The 26,684-nt window shown below is 71.4% G+C and carries 21 protein-coding genes; 9 read left to right on the top strand and 12 right to left on the bottom strand.

Going from position 1 to position 26,684, the window contains the following annotated elements:
• Positions 1 to 119: 119 nt before the first annotated feature.
• Positions 120 to 698, top strand: coding sequence for a TetR/AcrR family transcriptional regulator (locus Plo01_RS06740; RefSeq protein ID WP_239315945.1), 579 nt, complete (start codon positions 120 to 122; stop codon positions 696 to 698).
• On the opposite strand, the gene Plo01_RS06735 is transcribed toward Plo01_RS06740, so the two are convergent.
• From Plo01_RS06735 to Plo01_RS06720, 4 genes are read right to left on the bottom strand one after another with little or no spacing between them, the layout of a single operon-like run.
• Positions 692 to 1,726 carry an ABC transporter ATP-binding protein gene (locus tag Plo01_RS06735; RefSeq protein ID WP_203889627.1) on the bottom strand — a complete coding sequence of 345 codons (1,035 nt, stop codon included), beginning with the start codon at positions 1,724 to 1,726 and terminating at the stop codon, positions 692 to 694. The two genes, Plo01_RS06740 and Plo01_RS06735, sit on opposite strands and share 7 nt — an antisense overlap.
• Positions 1,726 to 2,499, bottom strand: a complete 774-nt coding sequence (locus tag Plo01_RS06730; protein WP_203889626.1) for an ABC transporter permease — start codon at positions 2,497 to 2,499, stop codon at positions 1,726 to 1,728. Before Plo01_RS06730 ends, Plo01_RS06735 begins: the two co-directional genes overlap by 1 nt.
• Positions 2,492 to 3,388 carry an ABC transporter permease gene (locus Plo01_RS06725; protein ID WP_203889625.1) on the bottom strand — a complete coding sequence of 299 codons (897 nt, stop codon included), beginning with the start codon at positions 3,386 to 3,388 and terminating at the stop codon, positions 2,492 to 2,494. Before Plo01_RS06725 ends, Plo01_RS06730 begins: the two co-directional genes overlap by 8 nt.
• Positions 3,385 to 4,521 carry a polyamine ABC transporter substrate-binding protein gene (locus Plo01_RS06720; RefSeq protein WP_203889624.1) on the bottom strand — a complete coding sequence of 379 codons (1,137 nt, stop codon included), beginning with the start codon at positions 4,519 to 4,521 and terminating at the stop codon, positions 3,385 to 3,387. Before Plo01_RS06720 ends, Plo01_RS06725 begins: the two co-directional genes overlap by 4 nt.
• Before the next feature lie 130 nt (positions 4,522 to 4,651).
• Between Plo01_RS06720 and Plo01_RS06715 the strand changes: the two genes are divergently transcribed.
• From Plo01_RS06715 to Plo01_RS06705, 3 genes are all read left to right on the top strand, one after another.
• The gene (locus tag Plo01_RS06715) at positions 4,652 to 5,743 is read left to right on the top strand and encodes a hypothetical protein (protein WP_203889623.1); all 1,092 of its coding nucleotides are present in this window, start codon (positions 4,652 to 4,654) and stop codon (positions 5,741 to 5,743) included.
• A gap of 58 nt (positions 5,744 to 5,801) precedes the next feature.
• Complete coding sequence (locus Plo01_RS06710; protein ID WP_203889622.1) at positions 5,802 to 6,761, top strand: SIS domain-containing protein; 960 nt, start codon at positions 5,802 to 5,804, stop codon at positions 6,759 to 6,761.
• Positions 6,762 to 7,495: 734 nt separating this feature from the next.
• On the top strand, positions 7,496 to 8,191 hold the full coding sequence (locus Plo01_RS06705) for an alpha/beta hydrolase (RefSeq protein ID WP_203889621.1): 696 nt from the start codon (positions 7,496 to 7,498) through the stop codon (positions 8,189 to 8,191).
• 132 nt (positions 8,192 to 8,323) lie between these two features.
• On the opposite strand, the gene Plo01_RS06700 is transcribed toward Plo01_RS06705, so the two are convergent.
• On the bottom strand, positions 8,324 to 8,749 hold the full coding sequence (locus Plo01_RS06700) for a DUF742 domain-containing protein (RefSeq protein WP_203889620.1): 426 nt from the start codon (positions 8,747 to 8,749) through the stop codon (positions 8,324 to 8,326).
• A 2-nt stretch (positions 8,750 to 8,751) separates the two neighbouring features.
• On the bottom strand, positions 8,752 to 11,496 hold the full coding sequence (locus tag Plo01_RS06695; protein WP_203889619.1) for a nitrate- and nitrite sensing domain-containing protein: 2,745 nt from the start codon (positions 11,494 to 11,496) through the stop codon (positions 8,752 to 8,754).
• A gap of 373 nt (positions 11,497 to 11,869) precedes the next feature.
• Here Plo01_RS06695 and Plo01_RS06690 point away from each other — a divergent pair, with 373 nt between their 5' ends.
• The 5 genes from Plo01_RS06690 (at position 11,870) to betA (ending at position 18,562) form a co-directional block, all read left to right on the top strand.
• Positions 11,870 to 12,904, top strand: coding sequence for a quaternary amine ABC transporter ATP-binding protein (locus tag Plo01_RS06690; protein WP_203889618.1), 1,035 nt, complete (start codon positions 11,870 to 11,872; stop codon positions 12,902 to 12,904).
• Complete coding sequence (locus tag Plo01_RS06685; RefSeq protein ID WP_239315944.1) at positions 12,901 to 14,907, top strand: ABC transporter permease; 2,007 nt, start codon at positions 12,901 to 12,903, stop codon at positions 14,905 to 14,907. The genes Plo01_RS06690 and Plo01_RS06685 overlap by 4 nt, the downstream gene beginning before the upstream one ends.
• Entirely contained in the window at positions 14,904 to 15,896 is a 993-nt protein-coding gene (locus Plo01_RS06680) for an ABC transporter substrate-binding protein (protein ID WP_203889617.1), read from the top strand. Before Plo01_RS06685 ends, Plo01_RS06680 begins: the two co-directional genes overlap by 4 nt.
• A 102-nt stretch (positions 15,897 to 15,998) precedes the next feature.
• The gene (locus Plo01_RS06675) at positions 15,999 to 16,937 is read left to right on the top strand and encodes an ABC transporter substrate-binding protein (protein WP_203889616.1); all 939 of its coding nucleotides are present in this window, start codon (positions 15,999 to 16,001) and stop codon (positions 16,935 to 16,937) included.
• Positions 16,934 to 18,562, top strand: coding sequence for a choline dehydrogenase (gene betA / locus Plo01_RS06670; protein WP_203889615.1), 1,629 nt, complete (start codon positions 16,934 to 16,936; stop codon positions 18,560 to 18,562). Before Plo01_RS06675 ends, betA begins: the two co-directional genes overlap by 4 nt.
• 16 nt (positions 18,563 to 18,578) lie before the next feature.
• On the opposite strand, the gene Plo01_RS06665 is transcribed toward betA, so the two are convergent.
• From Plo01_RS06665 to Plo01_RS06640, 6 genes are all read right to left on the bottom strand, one after another.
• Positions 18,579 to 19,649 (bottom strand): DUF2332 domain-containing protein, encoded by a 1,071-nt coding sequence (locus Plo01_RS06665; RefSeq protein WP_203889614.1) that lies wholly within the window; start codon positions 19,647 to 19,649, stop codon positions 18,579 to 18,581.
• Positions 19,650 to 19,794: 145 nt separating this feature from the next.
• The gene (locus Plo01_RS06660) at positions 19,795 to 20,382 is read right to left on the bottom strand and encodes a GTP-binding protein (RefSeq protein WP_373871670.1); all 588 of its coding nucleotides are present in this window, start codon (positions 20,380 to 20,382) and stop codon (positions 19,795 to 19,797) included.
• Positions 20,363 to 20,725 carry a DUF742 domain-containing protein gene (locus Plo01_RS06655; RefSeq protein ID WP_203889613.1) on the bottom strand — a complete coding sequence of 121 codons (363 nt, stop codon included), beginning with the start codon at positions 20,723 to 20,725 and terminating at the stop codon, positions 20,363 to 20,365. The genes Plo01_RS06660 and Plo01_RS06655 overlap by 20 nt, the downstream gene beginning before the upstream one ends.
• A 132-nt stretch (positions 20,726 to 20,857) precedes the next feature.
• Entirely contained in the window at positions 20,858 to 21,280 is a 423-nt protein-coding gene (locus Plo01_RS06650; protein ID WP_068921742.1) for a roadblock/LC7 domain-containing protein, read from the bottom strand.
• Positions 21,277 to 24,183, bottom strand: coding sequence for a nitrate- and nitrite sensing domain-containing protein (locus Plo01_RS06645; protein ID WP_203889612.1), 2,907 nt, complete (start codon positions 24,181 to 24,183; stop codon positions 21,277 to 21,279). Before Plo01_RS06645 ends, Plo01_RS06650 begins: the two co-directional genes overlap by 4 nt.
• Before the next feature lie 221 nt (positions 24,184 to 24,404).
• A complete protein-coding gene (locus tag Plo01_RS06640; RefSeq protein WP_203889611.1) occupies positions 24,405 to 26,681 on the bottom strand; it encodes a [protein-PII] uridylyltransferase in 2,277 nt (758 codons plus the stop codon).
• Positions 26,682 to 26,684: the final 3 nt, after the last annotated feature.

Raw genomic sequence — 26,684 nt, 5'->3', positions numbered from 1 at the left:
ATTTGTTTAAATCATGATCTAGCGGGAATGCCGGATATCGGCCACTATGGACCCCGGCGTGAATCACTGAGGTAAACGAACGGGGAAATATGGCGCGTATGAGTCGGTCTGATCGGCGTGTGGATCTCATCGACGCGGCGCGCCGGGCGATCATCAGACACGGCACCGACGGTGTCGGGCTCAACCACGTCGCGGAGGAGGCGGGACTGACCTCCGGCGCCGTGCTCTACCACTTCCCCGATCTCGGCGAACTCCTGGTGGAGGCCCACCACGCCGGGATGGAGCGCTTCTACGAGCTGCGCCTGAAGCGGATCAGCGGGATGCGCGACCCCGTCGAGAAGCTCGTCGTGACCATCCGCTCGGGCCTGCCGCACGGCCCGGAGGACCCGGACGTACGGCTCCTCAACGAGCTCGGCGGCGCCGCGTCCCGCAACCGGATGTACGCGCTCCTGCTCACCACGCTCTACGACCGCCAGGTCGCGATGTACCAGAGCATCCTGGAGACCGGCAGCGCCCTGGGAACCTTCACGCTCTCCGACGACTCCCTGGTCGTCGCGCGCAACCTCGTCGCGCTCGAGGACGCGTACGGTTACCGCATAACGGCCCGCCACCCGGTGATCGGCCCGGATGAGGCGGCGGACCTCATCCTGGCCTACGCCCGCGCGGCCACGGGGAACGATCTGAAGCCGTCTCATTGAGGGACCAGCACCCCGTCCCCGGACGCCCAGGACACCCCGACCCGCGCGCCCTGCCGGACCCGGGTGGCCCCCTGCGTCGCGACCAGGAGCGGTTCCGGACGGCCCGGCACGGTGACCGCGACATGCGAGACGCCGCCGTAGAAGCTCACGTCGGCGACCTCGCCGTGGAGCACGCCCTCGGCCGGAGCGTCGTCCAGCCGGAGCCGCTCGGGCCGTACGGCCAGCAGCGCGGGCGTGCCGTCCGGCAGGTCGGAGGCGCCGGGCAGCACGCCCAGGCCGTCGGCGGCCAGGCCGGCCGCGCACGCCCGGCCCGGGAAGAGGTTGCTGGCTCCCACGAAGCCCGCCACGAACGGGGTCCGCGGCCGCTCGTAGAGCCGCACCGGCTCGTCCACCTGCTCGACCCGGCCCGCGTTGAAGACCGCGATCCGGTCGGCGAGCGACATGGCCTCCTCCTGGTCGTGGGTGACCACGACGAAGGTGATGCCGACCTCGTTCTGGAGCCGCTTGAGCTCCAGCTGCATCTCCGCGCGCACCTTCTTGTCCAGCGCGGACAGCGGCTCGTCGAGCAGGAGCAGGCGCGGCCGCTTGACGATCGCGCGGGCCAGCGCGACCCGCTGGCGCTGGCCGCCGGACAGCTGCTGCGGCCTGCGCCCGGCCATCGCGGACAGCCCCACCTTCTCCAGCACCTCGCCGACCCGCGACCGGATCTCCGCCTTCGGCAGCTTCTCCCGCTCCAGGCCGTAGGCGACGTTCTTGGCCACGGTCATGTGCGGGAACAGGGCGTAGGACTGGAACATCAGGTTGACCGGGCGGCGGTGCGCGGCCCGGCCGAGCAGGTCGTCGCCGTCGAGGGTGACGGTTCCGGAGTCCGGCGACTCGAACCCGGCCAGGATGCGCAGGAGCGTGGTCTTTCCGCAGCCGCTGGGGCCCAGCAGCGCGAAGAACTCGCCCTGGCGGATCTCAAGGGAGACGTCCGCCAGCGCCGTGACGTCGCCGAACCGGCGGCTGACACCAGTGATCTGCAGCATCAGGTGAAGGACTCCGTCAGTCGGGTCATCCGCTGGGCCACGATCACCACGGTGAAGCTCACGGCCAGCAGCAGCGTGGCCAACGCGTTGATCTCCGGGGTGACCCCGAAGCGGACCATTGAGTAGATGACGATGGGCAGGGTCGGCTCGGTCGGCGCCGCGGTGAAGAACGCGATGACGAACTCGTCGACGGAGAGCGTGAACGCCAGCAGCGCGCCCGCGGCGATGCCCGGCACGAGCTGCGGCAGGGTGATCCGGAAGAACGTCGTCGCCGGGGTGGCCCCCAGGTCGCGCGAGGCCTCCTCCAGGGAGAAGTCGGCGTGGGTGAGCCGGGTGCGGACCACCGCGGCGACGAACGCCATGCCGAAGACCGTGTGCGCCAGCAGCACCGAGTGCAGGCCGAGGGTCATCTTGACCGTCCCGTAGAACACCAGCAGCCCGATGGCCAGCACCAGGTCCGGCAGCACGGCCGGGAGCACGCCGATCGCGTCCAGCACCTTCGACCTGCTGTACCGCGCCAGCCCCACGGCCAGCAGCGTGCCCAGCGCGGTCGCCAGGACGGTCGAGCCCGCGGCCACCAGCAGGGTGTTGACCAGGCCCTTGCCGATCTCGGCGTTGCCCGCCAGCTCGCCGTACCACTTCAGGCTGAACCCGTCGAAGGAGTACGGCGAGTCTCCGGAGTTGAACGACATGACGACCAGCACCGCGATCGGCGCGTACAGGAAGACGTAGGTCATCCAGAACGGGACGTACAGCAGGCGGGGTCTACGCACGGCGGGCACTCCATGCCTGCAGGAGCAGCAGGACGATCAGGACGGCGAGCAGCGCCAGCGTCAGCGTGGACCCGAACGGCCAGTCCCTCGCCTTGAGGAACTGGTCCCTGATCAGGTTGCCGACCATGATCGATCGCCCGCCGCCGAGCAGCTCGGGGATGACGAAGTTGCCGAAGCTCGGCACGAAGACGAAAAGGCACCCGGTGACCACTCCCGGCAGCGTCAGCGGCAGCGTGACCGAGACGAACGTGCGGGCGGGCCGGGCGCCGAGGTTGGCCGAGGCCTCGCGGAGCTGCGGGTCGAGCTTCTCGATCGCGGCGTACAGCGGGAGCACCATCAGCGGCAGGTAGGAGTAGACCAGGCCGGTGACGATCGTGCCCTGGTTGTAGAGGAACTCGAACGGGCCCAGCCCCAGGTCCCCGAGAGCGGAGTTGACCAGCCCGGGGCCGCTGAGCAGCACGATCCAGGCGTAGACCCGGACCAGGAAGTTCGTCCAGAACGGCAGCACGATCGCCACCAGCGCGATCGTCTTCCACTTCCGGGGCAACTGCGCGATCAGGTACGCCGTCGGATACCCGACCAGCAGAGCGATCACCGTGGCGATCGTGGCCAGCTTCAGTGAAGAGACGATGACGTCGAGGTAGAGCGGGTCGAGCAGCCGGGTGAAGTTCTCCCCGGTCGCCTCGTAGACGACCCCGCCGAAGCGGCCCCGGCGGAACACCGTGTAGCTGAGGATCAGCGCCAGCGGGACCAGCAGCAGGACGATCAGGTAGGCCAGGCCGGGACCGAGGAAGACCAGCCGCCCGATCGCACGCGACCGCCGCCCCAGCGCACGCGACCGGCGCGACCGCGATACCGCGGCCGCGCCGGAGACGGTGGAGCCGGTCACTGCTGCGCCGCGACCTCGGTCGCCAGGCGGGTGAACTTCACCGAGTCCTCACCGAGGTCGATGATCGACTCACCCTGGAGCAGCTGCGACGGGGTCATCTGCAGCGAGGGCATGCTGGCCTTCAGTTCGGGGTCGACCAGGTCCATCGCGGCCTTGTTCGGCACGCCGTACAGGATGTTCGAGGCGGCCCAGCCGTGGACCTTCGGGTCCAGGATGTAGTTGATGAAGGCGTGCGCCGCCTCCTTGTTCTTGGAGGACTTCAGCACCACCATCGTGTCCACCCAGAGGTCGCTGCCCTCCTTGGGGACCACGAAGTCGATGTTCTTCTCGCCGGCCGGGCACCAGCCGTCCCACGCCTCGACCATGACGGCCTCGCCCTTCTTCAGGCGATCGCGGAAGGTCGTGTCGTCGTAGGCCAGCAGGTTCGGCTTGGCGGCCAGGAGCTTCTCCTTGACCTTGGCGATCTCCTCGTCGCTGCGGGTGTTGACCGAGTAGCCGAGCGCCTTGATGGCGGGCAGGGCCAGCCAGCGCTCGGTGATCATCATGGTGACCTTCCCCTTGGCGTCGGCCGGCGGGCTGAGCAGGTCGTTCCAGCTGGTCGGCGGCGTCTTCAGCAGGTCGGTGCGGTAGCAGATGCCGGTCGTGCCCCAGGTGTAGGGGACGGAGAAGACGTTGCCCTTGTCGTAGGAGAGCTCCTTGGCCTCGGGGAAGAGGTTGGCCAGGTTCGGGACCAGCTCGGGGTGGATCGGCTCCAGCAGCCCGGCCTCGTTGAGTGCCTGCGCGTACTGCCCGGAGACGAAGGCGACGTCGAGACCGGTGTCGGTGCCGGAGGTCAGCTTCGCCATGATCTCTTCGTTGTTGGCGTGCAGCGTGACCTTCAGCTCGGTCTTGAGCTTCTCCTTGACCTGCTGCGGAAGCTCCTTGGGCGTGTAGCCGTCCCAGACCGAGATGGCGAGGCTCTGCTTCGACAGGTCGGCGTTCGGGTCGAGCTGCGCGGAGGACGCGCTGGCGGCGGGTCCCGCGGCGGCGGTGGTGTCGTCGGCGGCCTCCCCGCCACACGCCGAGACTGCGAGCGCAAGACCGGCTGCCAGGGCGGCAGCCGGAAGACGACGGGTGTACCGGGAACGGGGCACAGCCGCTACTCCTTCAGAATTCAGATTTATAGGGCGATCCGGGGCGTACGGAACGTGCCAGACCAAAGCAGGAGTGTTGCAGGCAACATCAACATCGGCAACACTTTTCACGACATCGTCACATGGAAGTTTGATCCAGCTATTGAATCCGCATTCAATATGGGAGCGGCTGGCCACCGTGCCCCAGGCCGGAGACGGCCGCACCACCGCGCTCCTCACCGCTCTGACCTCGGAGATTCCCGACCCGTACACCGTCAGGCTCTTCCACCCCCTGCCGGAGGTGCCCGCCGGAGCGGCTGAGCGCGGCTTTGACGTGGACCAGACGAACTACTCCGTCGTCATCGGAGAAACCCTGGTCGTCAAGTGGCTCACCCCGCCCGTCCCCCTCCCCCACCCCGCCCCCGAGATGTTCGCCCACCTGACCTCGGTCGGCTTCACCGCCACGGCGACGCCGTACGCGGCGATCACCCGGGGCGGCGAGCTGCTCGCCCTGGTCACCCGCTACCTGCCCGGCGCCCGCGACGGCTGGGAATGGTGCGCGGAGGAGGCGGCCGCCGGCCGTACCGCCTTCGCCGGCGAGCTGGGCGCGCTCGCCGCCGACCTGCACGCCGCCCTGGCCACCCCCTCCGCGGCCTTCCCCGACCCGGTACGGCCCTCGCCCGCGCGCACCTCCTGGCCCACCCGGGCCGAGGCGGCGCTGCGCGAGGCGCTGGAACTGACCGACGGCGAGGACGGCGAATGGCTGGCCGCCCGCGCGCACCTCCTGGCAGAGCGGTTCCGCGTCCTGGCGGACCACGACGCGACCCCGCTCATCCGCATCCACGGAGACCTGCACGTGGGCCAGATCCTCCGGTGGCGGGACGGCTACGCGGTGATCGACTTCGACGGCAACCCGACGGTCTCCGACACCGATCTCTTCCAGCCCGCCGCCCGTGACCTCGCCCAGCTCTCCACCAGCCTGGAGCACGCCGGCCAGGTCGCGATCAAGCGCCGGGGCGCCGACCCCGCCGAGGTCGGGCAGTGGGCGGTGCGGGCGACCTCCTCCCTGGAGGACGCCTACATCCGGCGCCTGCACGAGCTCGGGCACGCCCGGCTGCTCCACGACGGGCTGCTGCGCGCGTTCGCGGCCGAGCAGGAATGCCGCGAGCTCATCTACGCCGCCCGCCACCTGCCCCGCTGGCGCTACGCCCCGATGGGCGTCCTGCGGTCCTGGTACCGCTGACCGCCGACCCTCCCGACCACTTGATCCACCTGATCCACCTGATCCACCGAGGAGAACCGTGAACCCCGAGCTGTACCACGCCGACCTGGAAGCCAAGCCGGAGGCGCTGGCCGCCCTGGCGGAGGCGCTGGAGACCGGCGACCCGCTCGCGGCCGTGCCGTCCGGGATCCGCCGGGTGGTCTTCCTCGGCATGGGCAGCTCCCGCTACGCCGCCCGGGTCGCCGCGCTCCGCCTGCGCGCCGCCGGGATCGACGCGGTCGCCGAGTACGCCTCCGCCGCGTCCTCCTACCCGGCCGGCCCGGACACCCTCGTCGTCGCGATCTCCGCGACCGGCGGCAGCCGCGAGACCCTCGACGCGGTCGCCCGCTACCGCGACCGCGCGTTCGTGCTGGCCCTGACCAACCGGCCGGGATCGCCCATCACCGAGGGCGCGGACCTGACCGTCCCGATGCTCGCGGGCGAGGAACGCGGCGGCGTCGCCTGCCGTACCTTCCAGCACACGGCCGCGCTGCTCCTGGCCCTGCACGACCGCCTGACCGGCGCCGCCACCGGTGTGCCCGCGGTGCTGCGCCGCACCGCCGAGGCCACCTCCGACCTGCTGGACCGGCGCGGCGAGTGGCTGGAGGCCGCCTCCGACCTGCTCGACGGCCCGCACGGCGTCTACACCGTCGCCCCCGCCGAACGCCTGTCCTCGGCCGACCAGTCCGCCCTGATGTTCCGCGAGGGCCCCCGCCGCGCCGCCACCGCCTGCGAGACCGGCGACTGGTCCCACGTCGACGTCTACCTCACCAAGACCCTCGACTACCGCGCCCTGTTCTTCCCCGGTTCCCGCTACGACGAGCAGGCCATGGAATGGATCCGCGAGCGCGGCTCCACCGTCCTGACCGTCGGCGGCGAACTCCCGGACGCCAAGGCCGCCATCCGCTACCGCCACGATGACGACCCCCTCGTCTCCCTGCTCACCGAACCCCTGGTCGCCGAGCTCATCGCCGCCCGCTGGTGGCTCGACCAGTCCTGACGCCTGCCGTACGGGGCGTGGATCGCGGTTGCCCGGCTGGGGGCTTCTGTGGGTGGTCGTGGTCGTGCTGTGCGGGTGGTGGTGGGAGCTTCTGTGGATGGTCTTGGTCGCACTCCGCGGGCGGCCATTCCAGCCGGCCGTCGGGGTCGGGCTCTGGTTTCTCAGGCCTCCGGCCTGGCGGGCGTGCGGGGTCCTGTCCTTTTTTACGCCGGCTGGAATATCCACCCGCTCCGCACTCCTGGCGCTTCGCCGTAGCGGGTGCGGGCCGTATGGATGCGGCCCCGCCTCGGACGACCGTGGTGCTCGCCGCCGCTGAAGCGCACGCGCGGGTCCGGCTCAGGGCTGAGCGCCGTCGCCTGCGGCCACGCTGTCGGGAAGGAGCTCAGGGCGAGCCGCCGTAGCTGCACCCATTCCGGCTCCAGTCGTCTTGCGCACCGTCTTCGGACGGCTCGTCACCATCGAGGCCGGATAGGAGTCAATTGAAAAACCCCCATAACGGTTATATGGTCACCGAATATGACAGAGCGACCTTGTTTCCCCAAGATGGGCGCATGGGGGTAGGGCCACACCCCGCCACGGATCCCGGGACGGCGTCCTGTCACCTGAAGGCCGGAAGCATCCGCGGATCCGGTGGGCGGGCTCGCCGCCTTCTGGGGTCGTCTCTGGCCGCGGTCATCCTCGGGCTTACCGGATGCGGTTCCGGCGGGCCTGCCAGGGTCTCACCGGACAGCGCGTTGAGTGAGCAATGCGATGCCGTTCCCTCCGGCGCCGAACGGGTCACCCTGAAAGCCCGGGACGGTGTCCGCCTGGGTGCGGCCCTGCTCGGTCCCCCTGACGCCTCGATCGGTGTGGTTCTCTCCCACGGCGCGACCCAGAGCCTGTGCGACTGGCTGACCGAGATCGACGGAATCGCCGCTGAGACGCGTGCCCGGTTCCTCATTCCCGACCGCCGCGGAGGGGGATCCAGTGAGGGAAGGCCCGATGTCGGCAGCTACGTGACCGACATCGTCGATGCTCTGCACTGGCTGAAGAAGGCCGGTGCCGTACGGCTTGCGGTCGCGGGCACCTCCTATGGCGCTCCCATCGCCGTCGCCGCCGGGCAGGAGGCCGGTGCCCGATCGGCCGAAGGGGCCGTGCGGCTTCCCGTGTGCGCGGTCATCGCCATCTCCCCGCTGCGGTCCATAGAAGAGCCGGGCGGGTCCATCCAGCCGCTCGATACGCACCTGGCCGTGCCGGGCGTATGGATCGCCGCGGAGAAAGACAATACGGGCATCGCGGCAAACGCCAGGAGCCTGTTCGACGAACTGCGGCATGACGAACAGGGCCGGCTGGTGCTCGTCCCCGGCGAGGACCACAGTCTCGCGCTGGTGCAAAACCATCCGGAAGCCAGGCTTCTGATCAAGGATGCGATCCTCTCGTGCCCGCCTTGATCTCCGGCGCACCTCTGCCGCCTGACCGATGGCAGTTCCCGCAGTCGGGCCTACGGCGGCCCGCCCTGAGCTCCTTCCCGGAAGACCCCACCACCGCACGGGGGCGACAACGCCGTACAGGACCGTAGGGGGTCAGAGGCGGCGCAGGCCGTGGAGGACGCGTTCGAGGATGTCGGAGGCGGGGCCGCTGTCCCTGGTCGGGGGGTGGTAGACCCGGACCAGGCCCTCGGCCTCCATGTCGGAGACCAGGACGCGGGCGACGCTCAGCGGGACGCCGAGGAGGGCGGAGATCTCGGCGACCGAGCGGACCTGGCGGCACATCTCGCTGATCGCGCGGTATTCGCGGGTGAAGGACATGCCCAGGATCCCGGAGGTCGCGGAGGAGACCAGCGCCTCGATGGCGAGCTGGTTGCGCGGGGTGGTCCGGCCGCCGGTGACGGTGTACATCCGGACCAGCGAGCTCTCTTCCGCCGCGTCCCCGTACGGCGGGCGGCTGTGTTTGGGCGTGTGGTGGTGGCCGTCCTCACCCGGTGGGTCGTGCCAGTGCGGGCCCGACATGTTCAGATCTCCCGGTTCGGGCGTTCGTCGCGCGCCCGGCGCAGGCCCTGCTGGAACTCGGCCATCCGGTTGCGCGCCCGCTCGGCCGAGACCGGCATCGCGGGTTCGGGGCGGGGCTCGGGGCGGGCCGGGGTGGCGCGCGGCACCGAGCCGGGGACCAGGTTGGCCTTGGGGGTGCGGCGGGGCAGGCCGGCGGAGGTCAGTCCGACGAAGGAGGGGTCGCTCGCGACACTGGCGGCCTGCCAGCCGCTGTCCGCCGGGGAGGTCCAGGGATCCGAGGGCTCGTCCGGGACGGCGGATCCGGTGGGGCCGGAGGGGTCGGGCGGCCGCGGCGACATGCGATCGACCGTGCGGAACCAGCCGGACTCGACCGAGGCGAAGATCGGCAGGTATTCGTCCTCGCTGTCCAGCGCGGGGGTGCCCACCGCGGGCAGCGGTTCGATTCTCTCCGGGGGGATCGGGGGCTGTTCCGGCTCCGCGGGCTCCCGGGAGCCCATCGCGAAGCGGTCGAACCGTTCGGGGGGCGCCTGCGGGGAGGGCGTCGTGAAGTTGAAGCGGTCGAAGGGGCCGGAGTGCTCCGGGGGGAGCCGGTCCTCGCGGAGGGGCGGGATCCAGGCACTCGGCCCGGTGACCTCGGGCGGTCTGGGCTGCGGCGGTACGGCCGCCGCCGGAAGGGGCACGGGTCCGGTCTGCCCGGCGGCGCCCGGGGCGAGGGGCGGGAAGGACGGGCCGGTGGCGCCCGGGGCGGGTGACGAGGGGAAGGGCGAGCCCGGCGCGAGGGGCGGCGGGAAGGACGGGCCGGTGAGGGGGACGAGGAGCGACTCGGGGAGCAGGACCATCGCGGTCAGGCCCGTCTCCTGGGGGCGGAGCTGGACGCGGATGCCGTGCTTGAGGGCCAGGCGGCCGACCACGAACAGCCCCATGCGGCGGGCCGCGGCGGCGTCGGCGGCCGGTGGGGCGACCAGGCGGGCGTTGGCCTGGGCGATCTCCTCGGCGGACATGCCGATCCCGTGGTCGGTCACCGAGATCATCATGCCGTTGCCGGTCCTGTCGCAGGACACCGTGACCTTGCTCTCCTCCGGGGAGAAGGCGATCGCGTTCTCCACCAGTTCGGCGAGCAGGTGGACCACGTCGCTCACGGCGGGGCCGGTCACGGCCGCCTCGGCGTGGACGCGGGTGACCACCCGGTCGTAGTTCTCCACCTCCGACAGGGAGGCCCGTACGACGTCCATGATCTCGACCGGCTGCCGCCAGCGCCGCACCACCTCCTGCCCGGCGAGGACGAGCAGGCTCTCGCTGTTGCGGCGCATGCGGGTGGCCAGGTGGTCGAGCTTGAACAGGTCGGCCAGGCGGTCGTCGTCTCGCTCGCCGCGCTCCAGCCGCTCGACCAGGGTGAGCTGGCGCTCGACCAGGGTCTGGCTCCGGCGGGAGAGGTTGACGAACATCGCGTTGATCGTTTTGCGCAGCTTGGCCTCGTCGCCCGCCAGCCGCACGGCCTCCCGGTGCACCTCGTCGAAGGCGCGCGCGACCTCGCCGATCTCGTCGCGCGACATGATCCCGATCGGGGGCACCTCGGCGGGGGCCTCTCCGTCGCGTGACTCCCGTACCTGCTGGACGTATGCCGGCAGCCGTTTCCCGGCCACCTCCAGCGCCTCCCGGCGCAGCCGCCGGAGCGGACGGACCAGCGAGCGCGCCACCCCGGTGGTGATCAGCAGGATGGCCAGGAGCAGTCCGGCGGCCGATCCGGCGACCACCAGGGCGCGGTCCCGCTCGGCGTCGCGGAGCTCCCGGCTGCGGGTGACGATCGCCTCGGCGTGCCGCTGTTCGACGGCGCGCATCCGGTCGATCGTCACCGACACCGCCTCGTACCACTGCCGGGCGTCGTCCTCCTCGGACAGGTCCAGCCCTTTGAGGGAGGCGCCGGAGGCGGCCCGGACCATGACGAGTTCCCGCAGGAAGTCGGCGCGGTCGGCGGTGTGGCCGTTGACGGTCTCGTCGAAGAAGCGCCGGTCCTCGGGGCCGGCCTCCGCGGAGAAGGCCGCGCGCTCGTTCCGTTCGGAGGAGATGGCGCCGAGGAATCTCTCCATCTGTTCCTGCTCGAACCGTCCGGCGACCAGCACCACGCTCAGCAGGGCCCGCTGCAGGGAGAGGCTCTCCTTGGCCCGGGCGAGCGCGTCCAGGGTGAGCGACCGGCCGAACAGCAGGTCGTCGGAGCTGCCCTTGCCGAGCTCGTCGTGGAGGGAGAGGAGGTCGGCGATCACGAGGGTGTAGGCGTCGATCGCGGCGTCGGGCAGCAGTTTCTCCTCCAGCGCCTGCCGCCGCAGCGGCGCCAGGTCGTCCAGCCGGGCCAGCGCGGCCCGGATCTCGTCCCCGGTACGGCCCGCCGTCTCCCCGGCGATCAAGGTGCCGCCGTCGCGGACGCGGGCGGCCGTGGAGTCCACGGCGCCCATCTGGTCGCGGACCTCCTCCGCCACGTCCTCGGGGCGGCCCAGGGCGATGAACCAGGCGGTGCGGTCGCGCTCTTCGGCCAGTTCGTGGGTGAGCGCGCCGATCCGGTCCGAGAGCCGGGCCAGGTCGTTGACGCGTTGATAGTCGGATGCGGCGTTGACCGAGGCCGCCACCTGCAGGCCCGCGAGCAGGACCAGGGCGGCGGTGGGGACCAGGATGAGCGCGACCAGCCTGGAACGCACCCGCCAGTTGCGCAGCCGCAGACCGTTGCCCGTTTTCCGGGCTCTGCCTGTACTCACCGAATGCTGCCTCTCGGTGGATGACCTCGCCGACCGAATTGCCGTGGATCACGGTAATTCGAGCACACCGCTACCGGTTGAGGCCACCGACCATAGCCACCCAAAGTGGCGCTGATGTGACAACTGAGGCGAGAACCTGGAGTTCCATTTGGCAGGCAATATCAAATTTCGGGCGACCGAATCCGGTTTTAGTGGATTTAACTTACCGTTATGGCCGTTTGCACCGTTCCATATCAGAGATCCGAGGGTAACCGCGGCGGAATCGCCGCTATCTCCCGGGGCTCCAACGTTGTGATTCCTGATATTTCCGCTTTATCGTTCCGCATACGCTCGTAGCCTCACTGCATCCGAGCGTCGAGCCTTGGAGGGCAGAGTGGCCTCATCCGACGGCGTCGCGATCGAGGTTCGCGGCCTCTGGAAGATCTTCGGTCACCGCGCCGACCGTGTCCTCGGCAGCCCCGACGCCGCGCTCGACCCGGCCGCGCTCCGGGCCAGGACCGGATGCGTCGCCGCCGTCAGGGATGTGAGCTTCTCGGTACGGCCCGGCGAGGTGTTCGTCGTGATGGGCCTGTCGGGCAGCGGCAAGTCCACCCTGGTCCGCTGCCTGACGCGGCTGATCGAGCCGACCGCCGGGGAGATCTCGATCGCCGGCGAGGACGTGTGCGCCGCCTCCCCCGCACGTCTGCGGGACCTGCGGCGGCACCGGGTCAGCATGGTCTTCCAGCACTTCGGGCTGCTGCCGCACCGCAAGGTCGTCGACAACGTCGCCTACGGCCTGGAGGTCCAGGGCGTCCCCCGGGCCAGGCGGCACGAGCGGGCGCGGGAGATCCTCACGCTCGTCGGCCTGGACGGCCACGCCGAGGCCAGGCCCGACCAGCTCTCCGGCGGCATGCGGCAGCGGGTCGGGCTGGCCCGCGCCCTGGCCGCCGACCCCGACGTGCTGCTCCTGGACGAGCCGTTCAGCGCGCTGGACCCGCTGATCCGCCGCGACATGCAGGCCGAGGTCGTCCGCCTGCACCGCGAGGTGGGCAAGACGATGCTGTTCATCACCCACGACCTGGCGGAGGCGCTCAAGCTGGGCGAGCGCATCGCGATCATGCGGGCGGGCGCGATCGTCCAGCTCGGCACCGCCGAGGAGCTGGTCGGCGCCCCGGCCGACGAGTACGTGGCGGACTTCGTCAGGGACGTGCCCAGGAGCGAGGTGCTCTCGCTCCGCTGGATCTGCCGCTCCCCCGGCGGGGACGAGCGGCTCGACGGCCCGGCGCTCCCCGCCCGGACGATCATCCGCGACGCCGTCCCCGCCGCGCTGGAGTCCGACGCGCCCATCCGCGTGGTCGAGGACGACGAGCTGCTCGGCGTGGTCGACCGCCGGGACATCCTCGCCTCCCTGGCCGGAGCCGGATCGTGACCACCTCCCAGGCGTCCCCTGCCCCGCCCGCGCAGGCGGCGCCCGGCGCTCCCCCGGGCTCCGCGGGCTCCGCGGGCTCCGCGGGCTCCGCGAGCTCCGCGGGGCTGCCGCGCTGGGCGCTCCCGCTCGCCGGGGCGGCCGTGGCCGTGGCCGCCTACGTCGCCTTCCGGGGCACCGCGACCCTCCCGCACGACGACGACGCCGCGCCGTTCCAGCTCGTCAACGACCTACGGGCCTGGGTGGACGCCAACCGCAACCGGAGCCCCCTCTTCCTGTTCTTCGTCAACTACGTGCGGCTGTTCGTCGGCGGCCTCTACGACGTGTTCCACCTGGTGCTGAGCCTTCCCGGGTGGGCGGGCCTGACCGGGGTCGCGGCCGGGCTCGGCTGGCTGACCGGCGGCCGGCGGATCGGCCTGACGGCCGCGCTGGGGTTCGGCTCGTTCGGGGTCCTGGGGCTGTGGGAGGCGAGCGTCGCCACGCTCGCGCTGGTGCTGACGGCGGTGCTGCTCTCCCTGCTCATCGGCCTGCCGCTGGGCGTGTGGGCGGGCCGCTCCCCGCGGCTGCGCCGCCTGCTGGCCCCGGTCCTGGACGTCATGCAGATCATGCCGACCTTCGCCTACCTGGCGCCGATGGTGCTGTTCTTCCAGATCGGCCCCGCCTCAGCCGCGGTGGCCACCATGATCTACTCGATCCCTCCGGCGATCCGCATCACGGCGCTGGCCATCGAGCAGGTCTCCGCCTCCGCCGTCGAGGCCTCCACCTCGCTGGGCGCGACCCGGTGGCAGACCCTGCGCAAGGTCCAGCTGCCGATGGCCCGCGCCACCATCGGGCTGGCCGTCAACCAGACGATCATGATGGCCCTGTCCATGGTGGTGATCGCGGCGCTGATCGCCGCCCCCGGGCTCGGCTCGGACATCATCCGGGGCCTCACCCGGGCCAACGTGGGCCTGATGCTCCCGGCGGGCGTCGCGATCGTGGTCATGGCCGTGGTGCTCGACCGGATCACCATGTCGGCCGCGACGCGGGCGCCGTACGAGACCGCCGGCCGCACCCGGTGGATCGTCGCGGGCGCGCTCGCCGTGGGCGGCGTCGCGCTGGGCCGCGCGCTGCCCGCGGAGTTCCCGCAGGAGTGGGTGCTCCGCTTCGCCGGGCCGGTGAACGAGGCCGTCGCCTGGGCCAAGTTCTCGTGGTACGGCTTCACCGACGCCGTCCGGAACCTCACCACGGAGGCGCTGCTCAACCCGCTGCAGTCCGTGCTCACCGGCTCACCCTGGTGGCTCGTCTCGGCGGTCGTGCTCGCGGTGGCCTGGCGGACCGGCGGACCCCGGCCCGCCGCCGTCGCCGTGGGCTGCCTGCTGGCCACGGCCCCGCTCGGGCTCTGGCAGCACACCATGGAGACGCTCACCACCGTGCTCGTGGCGGTGGCGCTGACCCTGATCGCCGGGCTGCTGCTGGGCATCGCCGCGGCCCGGTCCCCCCGGTTCGCCGCGGTGCAGCGGCCGCTGCTCGACGCCGCGCAGACCATGCCCGCGTTCGTCTACCTGCTGCCCGCGCTGGCGCTGTTCGGCGCGACCCGGTTCACCGCCATCTTCGCCTCGGTGATCTACGCCATCCCCCCGGTCGTCCGCCTGGTGGAGGACGGGATCAGGAACGTGTCCCCGGCGGCGGTCGAGGCGGCGCTCTCCTGCGGGTCCACCGACCGGCAGCTGCTGTGGAAGGTACGGCTCCCGCTGGCCCGCCGGGCCATCCTGCTCGCCGCCAACCAGGGCATCGTCATGACGCTCGCCATGGTCGTGGTCGGCGGGCTGGTCGGCGCGGGCGGCCTCGGCTACGACGTCGTCTCGGGTTTCTCCCAGCGCTCCGACTTCGGCATGGGTTTCGCCGCCGGAGTCGCCACGGTGCTGCTGGGGATCATGCTCGACCGGATCACCCAGGGTGCCGACGAGCGGAACTCCACTCCCGGAAGCAATCGCATGACCACGCGAAAGAAGAGGATCGCATGAGGATCGCACACCGGATCCGCCTGCTCGCCGGCGTTCTCACGCTGGGGCTGGCCGCCGGCTGCGGCGGGGCCACGGTGGACACCGGCACCGGCACCGGCACCGCCTCGGCGGCGCCCTCCGCCGGCGGGACGCAGGCGTCCGCCGGCGGCACCGTGAAGATCGCCGTCAACCCGTGGGCCGGCTACGAGGCCAGCGCCGCGGTGATCGCCCATCTCCTGGAGGAGAAGCTCGGCTACACCGTCGAGAAGAAGGAGCTCGCCGAACAGGTCTCCTGGGAGGGCTTCGAGAACGGCGACGTCGACGTCATCGTGGAGAACTGGGGCCACGAGGACCTGAAGAAGACCTTCATCGAGGACAAGAAGGTCGCCGTCGAGGCCGGCTCCACCGGGAACAAGGGCGTCATCGGCTGGTACATCCCCAAGTGGATGGCGGACGAGTATCCCGGCATCACCGACTACAAGAACCTGAACAAGTACGCCCACCTGTTCAAGACCTCCGAGTCCGGCGACAAGGGCCAGCTGCTGTTCGGCGACCCCTCCTACGTCAGCCACGAGAAGGCGCTCATCAAGAACCTGAAGCTGGACTACAAGGTGGTCGTGGGCGGCAGCGAGGCGGCGCTGATCGAGTCCGCCACCCAGGCGCAGCAGCAGAAGAAGCCGCTGCTGTTCTACTTCTGGGACCCGCACTGGCTGTTCAGCAAGGTCGAGCTGGCCCGCGTCTCCCTGCCCCCCTACACCGAGGGCTGCGACGCCGACGCCGAGAAGATCGCCTGCGACTACGCCGAGCTGGACCTCGACAAGATCGTGAGCAAGAAGTTCGCCGACACCGGAGGCAAGGCCTACGAGCTGGTCAAGAACTTCTCCTGGACCAACGAGCACCAGAACTCGGTGGCCAACGACATCACCAACAACGGCATGTCCGCCGAGGACGCGGCCAAGAAGTGGATCGACGCCAACCCGGACGTCTGGGCCGCCTGGGTGCCGAAGTAACCGACCCCGGCCCGGCGCGCGGCACGACCGCCCGCCGGGCCCTTCCTCTCTCAACGGGCCGCCCGGCTCCCGCGAGCCGGGCCCGCGTCCCGGAGGTGTCCCATGAGACCTGGTACGGCGCTCGCGGCGCTGCTCCTGCTCTCCTCCTGCAGCCTGCCCTCGTCGGGCGTCCCGGATCCCGCGCCCGCCGAGACCGGCGGCACCGTGAAGATCGCCGTCAACCCGTGGGTCGGCTACGAGGCCAGCGCCGCGGTCCTCGGCGAGCTCCTGGAGCGGGAGCTCGGCTACACGGTGGAGACCGTCGAGCTCAACGAGGCCCAGTCCTGGGAGGGCCTGGAGAAGGGCACCGTGGACGTCATCATCGAGAACTGGGGCCGCGAGGCGGAGAAGAAGACCTACATCGAGGAGAAGAAGGTCGCGGTCTCCGCCGGCCGGAACGGCAACAGGGGGGTCATCGGCTGGTACGTGCCGCAGTGGATGGCCGAGAAATATCCCGACATAACCGACTGGCGGAACCTCAATAAATACGCCCCCCTCTTCCGGACCGGGAAAACCGGCGACCTGGGCCAGGTCCTCGACGGCGACCCCTCCTACGTCACCAATGACGAGGCGCTGGTGCGCAATCTCGACCTCGACTACAAGGTCGTCTACTCGGGCAGCGAGGACGCCCTGATAAAGGCCGCCCGGCGCGCGACCGAGAAACGCGAGCCGCTGCTGCTGTACTTCTACGAACCGCAGTGGCTGTTCAGTCAGGTCAAACTGGTGAAAATCAATCTGCCGCCCTACGCGATCGGCTGCGACGCCGATCCGAAGAAAGTCTCCTGCGACTATCCGCCCTACCTGCTCGACAAGATCGTGAGCAGGCGGTTCGCCGACACCGGGGGCAAGGCGTACGAGCTGGTCCGCAACTTCTCCTGGACCAACGAGCAGCAGAACGCCGTGGCGAGCGACATCGCCCAGAAGGGGCTCACCGCCGAGCAGGCGGCCGCCAAGTGGATCGACGCCAACCAGATCGTCTGGAAGGACTGGATGCCCAGGTGAGTTACGACTACGTCATCATCGGCGGCGGATCGGCCGGCTCCGCGCTGGCCAACCGGCTGAGCGCCGACCCCTCGGCCCGCGTGCTGGTCCTGGAGGCGGGCCGGCCCGACTACCGGTGGGACGTGTTCATCCACATGCCGGCGGCGCTGATGTTCCCCATCGGCAACCGGTTCTACGACTGGAAGTACGAGTCCGAACCCGAACCCCACATGAACGGCCGCCGCGTCTACCACGCCCGCGGCAAGGTCCTCGGCGGCTCCAGCAGCATCAACGGCATGATCTTCCAGCGCGGCAACCCGCTGGACTACGAGCGCTGGGCGGCCGATCCCGGCATGGAGCACTGGGACTACGCCCACTGCCTGCCGTATTTCAAGCGCATGGAGAACTGCCTGGACGATCCCGGCACCCCGTTCCGCGGACACGACGGGCCGCTGCTCCTGGAGCGCGGCCCGGCGCGGGGACCGCTGTTCGAGGCGTTCTTCGCGGCGGTGCAGCAGGCCGGGCACCCGCTCACCGACGACGTGAACGGGTTCCGCCAGGAGGGCTTCGCCGCCTTCGACCGCACCCTGCACCGGGGCCGCCGGGTGAGCGCCGCCCGCGCCTACCTGCACCCGGTGCTGGGCCGCCGCAACCTCACCGTACGGACCCGCACCCACGTCTCGAAGATCATATTTCAGGGGAGGCGGGCCGTCGGGGTCGAGTTCGACGGCAAGCGCGTCCGCGCGGGCGAGGTGATCCTCTGCGGCGGCGCGATCAACTCCCCGCAGCTCCTGCAGCTGTCCGGCGTCGGCGACGCGGACCTGCTCAAGCGGGTGGGCGTCGAGGTCGTGCACCACCTGCCGGGGGTGGGCGAGAACCTCCAGGACCACCTGGAGGTCTACGTCCAGCACGCCTGCGTCAAGCCCGTCTCCATGGCGCCCGCGCTGGCCGGGTGGCGGCGGCCGTTCATCGGCGCGGACTGGTTGTTCCGGCGCTCGGGGCCGGGCGCGAGCAACCACTTCGAGGCCGGCGGGTTCATCCGCTCCAACGACGAGGTCGCCTACCCGAACCTGATGTTCCACTTCCTGCCGATCGCGATCCGCTACGACGGCTCGGCCCCCGCCTCCGGCCACGGCTACCAGGTCCACATCGGCCCGATGTACTCCGACGCGCGCGGCAGCGTGCGCATCAGGAGCGCCGACCCGCGCGCCAAGCCCGCCCTGCGGTTCAACTACCTGTCCACCGACCAGGACCGCCGCGAGTGGGTCGAGGCGATCCGCAAGACCAGGGAGATCCTCTCCCAGCCCGCCTTCGCCGAGTTCAGCGGCGGCGAGATCTCCCCCGGCCCGGCCGTGGAGACCGACGAGCAGATCCTCGACTGGGTCGCCCGCGACGGCGAGACCGCCCTGCACCCCTCGTGCACCTGCCGGATGGGCGTGGACGAGATGTCCGTGGTGGACCCGGCGACGATGCGGGTCCACGGGGTCGAGGGCCTGCGCGTGGTGGACGCCGCGGCGATGCCGTACGTCACCAACGGCAACATCTACGCCCCGGTGATGATGCTCGCCGAGAAGTCCGCCGACCTCATCCTCGGCAACACTCCCCTGCCGCCCGAGCACGTGGAGTTCTACCGTCACCTCCCGTGAGGCGCGGCGGAGGCGATCAGGTGAGGTCGTGCGCCGGGAGGCCGTGCGGCCGCGCCCCGGCCAGGACCCTCTCCTCGGCCGCCCCGAGCCGTACGGCCAGCTGGAAGCGGGGGCCGCCGACCGGGCGCGGCTCGAAGGAGACGTGCGCGAAACCCGCCTCCTCCGTGCTCTCCGCGGCCAGCCGGTCCAGCTCGCGCTCGACGCGCGCCCACTCGGCGGCCGGGACATATTGCTGCATGATCGAGTGCCAGACCACGGTGAGGGTCCCTGGCGCCAGGCGGACGCCGGACAGGAAGTCCGCGGCGCCGATCGCCTCGACCGTCGCGGGCGCCTCGGCGGCCAGCCGCAGCGCGCCCTCCAGCCGGGCGGCCCGGTCGCCCTGGTCGGGCCAGACGTAGGCGCGCAGGGCCAGTGCGCCGTCGGACGAGACCGGGTCGAGAGGGGTCAGGTCGCAGCCGCGCCGTTCGACGATCTCGATGTCCGGATGCGCGCGGGCGGATTCCACCAGCCACCCGGGCGGCGCGCCGCCCCAGGCCTCCGCCAGGACGACCGGCGAGTCCGCCGGACCCCAGGAGAAGTCCCCGTCGGTGCAGCGGAATCGGTCGGCGCGCAGGTTGAGCCCGGCGCTGGAGCCCAGCTCGAACAGCCGGACGGGCAGGCGGACGGTGCGCGCGACCGCCAGCAGCCCGGCGATCAGGAGGTTGGCCCGGCCGACCTCGTTGGTCTGCGGCGGGCGGGTCATCCAGTCGCGGACCCAGTCCAGCTCGGCGGCGACGGCATCCCGGAAGGCCGGCCAGCAGGCGCCGGGGCGGTCCGGGTCGAAGCTCCCGCCGGTGCTGGGGTAGTGCGCGGCCAGGGCGGGGGCGCGCCCGGAGAGCGCGAGGGCGTGGACCCCGCCGAGCAGCCTCAGCGCCACGACGTCGTCCCTGGGGGCGTCCTCGTATCCGGCGACCGCGTCCGCGCAGGGACCTCCCGCCCGGACGTCCTGCGCCACCCGGCCGAGCAGGGCGCCGTAGAGCGGCGAACCGAGGTTCGCGCAGTCCTTCCCCTGCTGTTCGATCATCACAGCGGCGCGTTCGCGGGACATGTGACCTCCAACGGAGATCATCCACGCCCGGCGCCGCGGGCGACAGGAGGCGCGACGGTGAGTCTCGTCACGTCCGAGGCCGGCACGGCTCGCGGGGAGCCGCACCGGCCGGGCGCGGCCCCCCGCGGAGCCGCGCCGGATGACGTCAGACCGACATGCCGTAGGCCGCGCGGACCCGCAGGACGTGCTCGACCAGCGTGATCAGCGTGGACTTGACGGACTCGCGGGAGCGGGCGTCGGTGCGCACGATGGGGACGTGCGGGGCGAGCGCCAGCGCCTCCCGCACCTCGTCCTCGGTGTGCAGGAACTGCCCGTCCCAGCCGTTGATGCCGACCACGAAGGGGAGCTTGGCCTCCTCGAAGTAGTCGATCGCCGGGAAGCCGTCGGCCAGGCGCCGGGTGTCGATCAGCACGACCGCGCCGATGGCGCCGCGCACCAGGTCGTCCCACATGAACCAGAACCGGTGCTGACCCGGCGTGCCGAACAGGTACAGGATCAGGTCGCTGTCCAGCGAGAGGCGGCCGAAGTCCATCGCCACCGTGGTGGTCGCCTTGTTCGGCGTGAGGCCGAGGTCGTCGACACCCGAGCTCGCCTCGGTCATGACCGCTTCCGTGGTCAGCGGGAGGATCTCGGACACGGCGCCCACGAACGTGGTCTTGCCGACGCCGAACCCGCCCGCGACGACGATCTTCGTCGACGTCAGGCCGCCGCGGTTAGAGCCTGCGAAGTCCACTGAGCACCCTTTCGAGCATGTTGAGATCCGGTTGTCCCTGGTCAAGGCGTGGCTGGTGGAGACGGACGAGGCCCTCGTCCGCCATGTCCGCCACCAGCACGCGGGCCACGCCGAGCGGGACCCTCAGCAGCGCCGAGATCTCGGCGACCGACCGGAACGAGCGGCAGAGCCTGATGATGGCGTCCTGCTCGGGGGTGAGCAGGGCCAGCTCCTCGTCCATGATGGACGAGGAGGAGACCAGCGTCTCCATCGCCATGTGATAGCGCGGCTCGGCGCGACCGCCGGTGACCGCGTACGGACGGAACAGGGGCTCCTCGTCCCCGGTTCCGTCAATGCCCAGCAAGGCCCTCTCCTCGTCCGGACGCCGGGGACGGGCGGCAGAGGCGGGCCCCGGGAAGAGTGGACGGAACCTGCGTCATGAGGGTGCCCGCCGGCCCCGCGGCCGTCGCCGCGGTCGTCACTGTGGCCGCGCCCATCAGCGCCCCCGGGAGGACTGGAGCTCGGCCCGAAGCGCCGGGGTGAGCACCTGACCGGCCCGGTCGACGAGGAGGGTCATCTGGTAGGCCACCAAGCCCATGTCGCACTCGGGAGAGGCCAGCACGGCGAGGACGGAGCCGTCGCTGATCGCCATGACGAGCAGCAGGCCGCGCTCCATCTCGACCACGGTCTGGGTGACCGCTCCGCCTTCGAAGACGCGGGAGGCTCCCACGGTCAGGCTGAGCAGACCGGCCGCGACCGCGGCGAGCTGGTCGGCGCGATCGTCCGGGAAACCCTCGGAGCTGGCGATCCGCAGTCCGTCGGCCGACACGACCACCGCGTGCGCGACACCGGGGGTGCCGCGGACGAACTCGGTGATCAGCCAGTCGAACCTGCGGGCCTCGTGGCTCAGGGTAGTCACTGGCCTTCCTCCTTTTCCGCCGCGTTGTCGGCGGTGTCCTCAAATAGTTCCGCACGGCCCCGCCGTACGCCCTGCTGGAAGCTCGACAACCGGCTGCGCACCCGCTCGGCGGAGATGGGCGGCATCGGCGACGACGGTGTGCTGGCCGCGGTGCCGGGCACCAGGTTGGCCTTCGGGGTCCGCTTGGGCAGACCGGCCGAGGTGATCCCGCCGAGGCTGGGATCGCTGGCGGCCTGAGCCGCCTGCCAGCCCGCGTCGGCCGGAGTCTGCCAGTTGTCCGGCACGCGGGCCGGAGCCTGCGCGCTCGCCGGCACCTGGACCGGTTCCCTGACCGGGACCGGGGCCGGGGCCGGGGCCGGGGCCGCGACGCCGACCGCGGGGGTCGGCTCGTCCATCTCCGCGAAGGACTCCTCGGGCTCGAACGGCGCCGCCTCCGCGATCGCCTCCTCGTCCGCGGCGGGTCCCGCCGGAGCCTCGGCGTCGTCGACCCGGCGGAACCAGGCCGACTCGACCGAGGCGAAGATCGGCAGGAATTCCTCCTGCTCGGCCTCCAGGGGGGAGACGCCGACCGCGGGCATCGAGGCGGTGACCGGGTCGTCGTGCGAGGCGGGTCCCCACGCCGAGAAGGAGCTGCCGGCGCTCTCCGGCGCACCGCCCCCGCCGTTCAGGCCGCTCAGACCGCCGCCGGCCTGGCGCTTGGGCAGGGCGGAGGGGGCCTCCGCGCTCTGCACGGGCGCGCCGAACGGCGCGGACGGGACCGGCCCCCGCTGCTCGGGGACCGCGGAATCCGACGAGACCGAGCCGAAGGAAGGCGTCAGCGGAAGAGCGTCCTGCCCGAAGGAGGTCTGGGCGAAGGAGTTGTCGGCGACGGAGTTCTGCCCGAAGGAGCCGCCGACGAGGGAGTTCTGCCCGAACGAACTGCCCGCCAGGGAGTTCTGCCCGAACGAGCCGCCCGCGAGCGAGTTCTGTCCGAAGGAGCTCTGCGAGGCGGACGGGTCGGCGCCCCACGAGGGGGTCGGGACCTGCTGCGCCGCCTGGACGATGATCTCCGGCGGGAAGAGGACCATGGCGATGAGGCCGCCGGCCTCCTGCGGGCGGAGCTGGACGCGGATGCCGTGGCGCAGGGCCAGGCGGCCGACCACGAACAGGCCCATCCGCCGCGACACCGACACGTCCACCACGGGCGGGTCGGCCAGGCGCCGGTTGATCTCGACCAGTTCCTCACCGGTCATGCCGATGCCCGCGTCGCTGACCGCGAGCAGCGCGCCGCCGCCCTCGATCATGCTGCTGGAGACGACGACCTGGCTGGCCCGGGGGGAGAACTGGATGGCGTTCTCCACCAGCTCGGCCACCAGGTGGACGATGTCGTTGGCCGCGCTTCCGGCGACCGAGATCGCCCGGTGCACCTTGACCTGGACCCGCTCGTAGTCCTCGACCTCCGACAGCGAGGCGCGGACGACGTCGACCAGCTTGGCCGGCTGACTGCGCCGGCGGGTCGGCTCGTGGCCCGCGAGGACCAGGAGGTTCTCGGAGTTGCGGCGCATGCGGGTGGCCAGGTGGTCGAGCTTGAACAGGTCGGCCAGGCGGCCGCCGTCCTGCTCGCCCTTCTCCAGACCGTCGATGAGCGAGATCTGCCGCTCCACCAGGGTCTGGGTACGGCGGGAGAGGTTGACGAACATCGCGCTGATGTTGGAGCGGAGTTCGGACTCCTCGGCCGCGAGCCGTACGGCCTGGCGGTGGACCTCGTCGAAGGCCTTGGAGACCTCTCCGATCTCGTCCCGGCTGTCGACGGAGATGGGGGCGACCTCGGGGGTCCGGGTGTCTCCGGAGACCCGCAGCTGGCGCACCACCTCGGGGAGCTTGAATCCCGCGACGTCCAGCGCCTCGGCGCGCAGACGGCGCAGCGGGAGGACCATCGAGCGGGCGATGATGACGGTGAGACCGAGGACCAGCAGGAGCAGGGCCAGGATCAGCCCCGCCGCGACGATCGCGTTGCGCTGCTCGGTGTCCTCGAGCTCACGGGCCCGGGTGAGCACATCGGTGGCGACCTTCTTCTCCACCTGCTTCATCCGGTCGAGGACCGCGCTGTTGTCGTTGAACCACTGCTTGACCTCGCTGAGATCGCTCAGCAGGCGGCCCGTGGTGTTGGGGTTGCTGGCCAGGGCGATCGCCTTGGACTTCGTCAGCTCGGCCCGGTGCACCCGCTCGTCGACCAGAGTGGTGCTCAGGAGCTGGCCGTTGGTGGCGCCCGCCTCGATGGCGAACTCGGTCTTGCGCTCCGCCAGGCGCGACCGGGAGGCGATGAACTCCTCGATCTGCTGGGGCGTGATCAGCGAGGGCGCGTAGTAGCCGGCCAGCAGGCGGGCCCGCTGCCGGGACACCTCTTCCTTGGCGTAGGCCAGCGCGCTGAGCCCGCGGGAGTCACCGGTGATGGAGGGGTCCTCACCGACCACCGAGAGCTCCTCGTGCAGCTGGAGCAGCGGCTGGATCAGCTTGGTGTAGCTCTCGGCGCGGCTCGTGCCCGGCAGCTCACGGGTCTGCTTGAGGCTGTCGAGCTGATACCGGGCGTCCCGGGCGGCCTTGACCGCACGGGGGCCGTAGGAGTCGTCGATCGCCTGCAGGTCCAGCTGGACCTTCTTGAGCAGGTCGTCGACCGTCTTCTCCTGGGCCTCGGCGCCGGCCACCAGGGTCTTGTTCGTCGGCGGGAACGACGCCCAGGCGCTCCGGTCACGTTCCAATCCCATGGCCTGCGCCAGGTCGCGCAGCCGCTCGGAGTATTCCGCGGCGGAGGCCGTGCGCTGATACACCGCGACGCTGTCGATCGAGGCGACAACGCGCGTTCCGGCGAGCACGACGCCCACCGCGGTCGGCACCAGGATCAGCGCCGTCAGACGCGTTCGCACGCGCCAATTTCGCAAACCGAATCGGGCGGCAGGCCGCTTGCCGCGGTCTCGCACCGATGCGCGTTCGCTATCGGTAGGTCCCGTCGTCACCGCTCTCGCTACCCTTCACCATCACGACATGAGTGGTCATCATCAGACCATACGTTCACGGGACAGAACCGACATAACCGACAAACCGGACTTAATCGTTACAAAGGTGACGAGAGACTGATTTCTTATGGTTATCGCAACGCCGCAAGTACCTGATCTCTCACCTGTGCACGCTGGGCCTCATCCGTGAGGGGACGCCCGGCCCTGTCGACCACGTAGAAGACATCCACCGCCTCTGCGCCGAGAGTCTCAACGCGCGCGGCGCGTACGTCAAGACCACATTCGCCGAACGCTCTGCCAATTCGCCACAATAGCCCCGGTCGGTCGTGCGCGCGTACTTCTATGACCGTTGCGGTGTGAGATGCGTCATCGACCAGGGTCACGCGCGGCGGGGCGACCGGCACCCGGGCCGGGCGCATCGAACGCGCCCTCCTGGCCAGGCGTTGCTCGATGTCGAGCCGGCCGGCCAGGACCAGGCGCAGATCGGCCTCCAGCGTCGCCGGGTCGGGCGGCGAGCCGTACTCCGGGACGACCGAGAACTCGATGACGGCGGTGGATCCCGCGGAGGCCGCCGAGGCCGCCCGCACCACCATGCGGTGCGCGGCCAGCACCCCGGCCGCGTGCCAGAGCAGCCCCGCCCGGTCGGGCGCGACCACGGTGACCGCTCCCCCGTTGACCCGGATCGCGCCGCCGCCGTGCCGGGCCAGGGACGCCTGCCCGGGAGAGAGCGAGGGCGCGGGCGGGAGCGGGGTGCCCGAGAGCACCGACCGCGTCCGGCGCACCAGGTCGGCGACCAGGGAGGCCTTCCAGGCGTTCCACGCGGCCGGCCCGGTGGCGTTGCCGTCGGCCACGGCCAGGGCCGCGAGCAGTTCCAGGACCTCGCGCGAGCCGACCGCCTCGGCCACCCGGGAGATCGTCACCGGGTCGTCCAGGTCGCGGCGGGTGGCGGTCTCCGGCAGCAGCAGGTGGTGGCGGACCACGGTCTCCACGACCTCGACGTCCGCCGGGGGCAGGCCCATCCGGACGGCGATGTCACGGGCCACGACCGCGCCGGTGGTGGAGTGGTCGCCGGGATAGCCCTTGCCGATGTCGTGCAGGAGCGCGCAGATCAGCAGCAGGTCGGGCCGGGAGACCTCGCGCGTGAACGCCGCGGCCCCGGCGGCGGCCTCGATCAGGTGGCGGTCGACCGTGTAGCGGTGCACCGGGTTGCGCTGCGGGCGGTGCCGTACCCGCTCCCAGTCCGGGAGGAGCCGGACCAGCACCCCCGCCTGGTCCAGCTCCTCCCAGACCGGCACCGCCGCACGCCCGGCGCCCAGCAGGGCGACCAGCGCGTCCCGCGCCTCGTCCGGCCAGGGCACCGGGAGCGGCGGCGACTGGGCGGCCAGCGTGTTCACGGTGGCCGGAGCGAGCGGCAGCCCCGCCTCGGCGGCGGCCGCCGCCGCGCGGAGCACGAGCACGGGGTCCTTGCGCGGGTTGACCCCGCGGGCCAGCACCACCTCGCCGCCGTGCTCCACCACTCCGTCGGCGAGCGGGCGGCGGCCCCTCGGCGCGGGGCCCGACAGCAGCCGGTCCACGGTGCGCCAGGTGGCGTCGAAGGCGTGCGCGATCGTCCGGCCCGCCTCCGCGAGCCTGCGCATCAGCGCCTCGGCGTCGAGCAGCCCCAGCGTCCCGGCGACCGCGTCCTGCTCCTGCAGGACCAGCCGGTCGGCGCCGCGCGCGGTCACCAGGTGCAGGCCGTGCCTGATGTCGAGCAGCAGCTCGTACGCCTCGCGGACCCGGGGGCCGGGAGCCGAGGCCACCCAGGCCGCCGCCACGGCCTGCATCGCCTGCACGTCGCGGAGCCCGCCCCGCGCGTCCCGCAGATCCGGTTCGAGCAGGAACGCCAGCTCGCCGCTGGTCTCCACGCGGCGGCTGGCGGCCTCCCGCAGCTCGCCCAGGCGGCGCCGGGAGTCGGCCCGCCACTCGGCGAGCACGGTCTCGCGCGCGGCCCGCGTCAGCTCCGGGTCCCCCGCCACGTGCCGGGCCTGGATCAGCCCGAGCACCGCCTTCAGATCCTCCCGCGCGACCTTGGCGGCCTCGTCCACGGTCCGCACCGAGTGGTCCAGGCCGATCCCGGAGTCCCAGACCGGGTACCAGATCCGGTCCGCGATGCGCGCGACGTCCTCCCGGCCGTCGTGCAGCAGGACCAGGTCCAGATCACTGCCCGGGGCGAGCTCCGAACGCCCCAGGCTCCCAACCGCGACGAGCGCGACCCCGCTCAGGGCGCCGCGCTCGTCCGTACCTCTCGTTCCCCCGTTGTTCCCGTACGGCGTGCCGCAGGCGGTCCGGAGCAGGTCCGTCAGCCAGCGGTCGATGTCCGCGGCCCGCTCCTTGCGGGCCGCGGCGTACGAGCGAGTGTCGCCTCTCACCGG

It is taken from the genome of Planobispora longispora, assembly GCF_016863135.1.
Lineage (GTDB): Bacteria > Actinomycetota > Actinomycetes > Streptosporangiales > Streptosporangiaceae > Planobispora > Planobispora longispora.
This window is presented reverse-complemented; position numbering and strand designations above follow the sequence as displayed.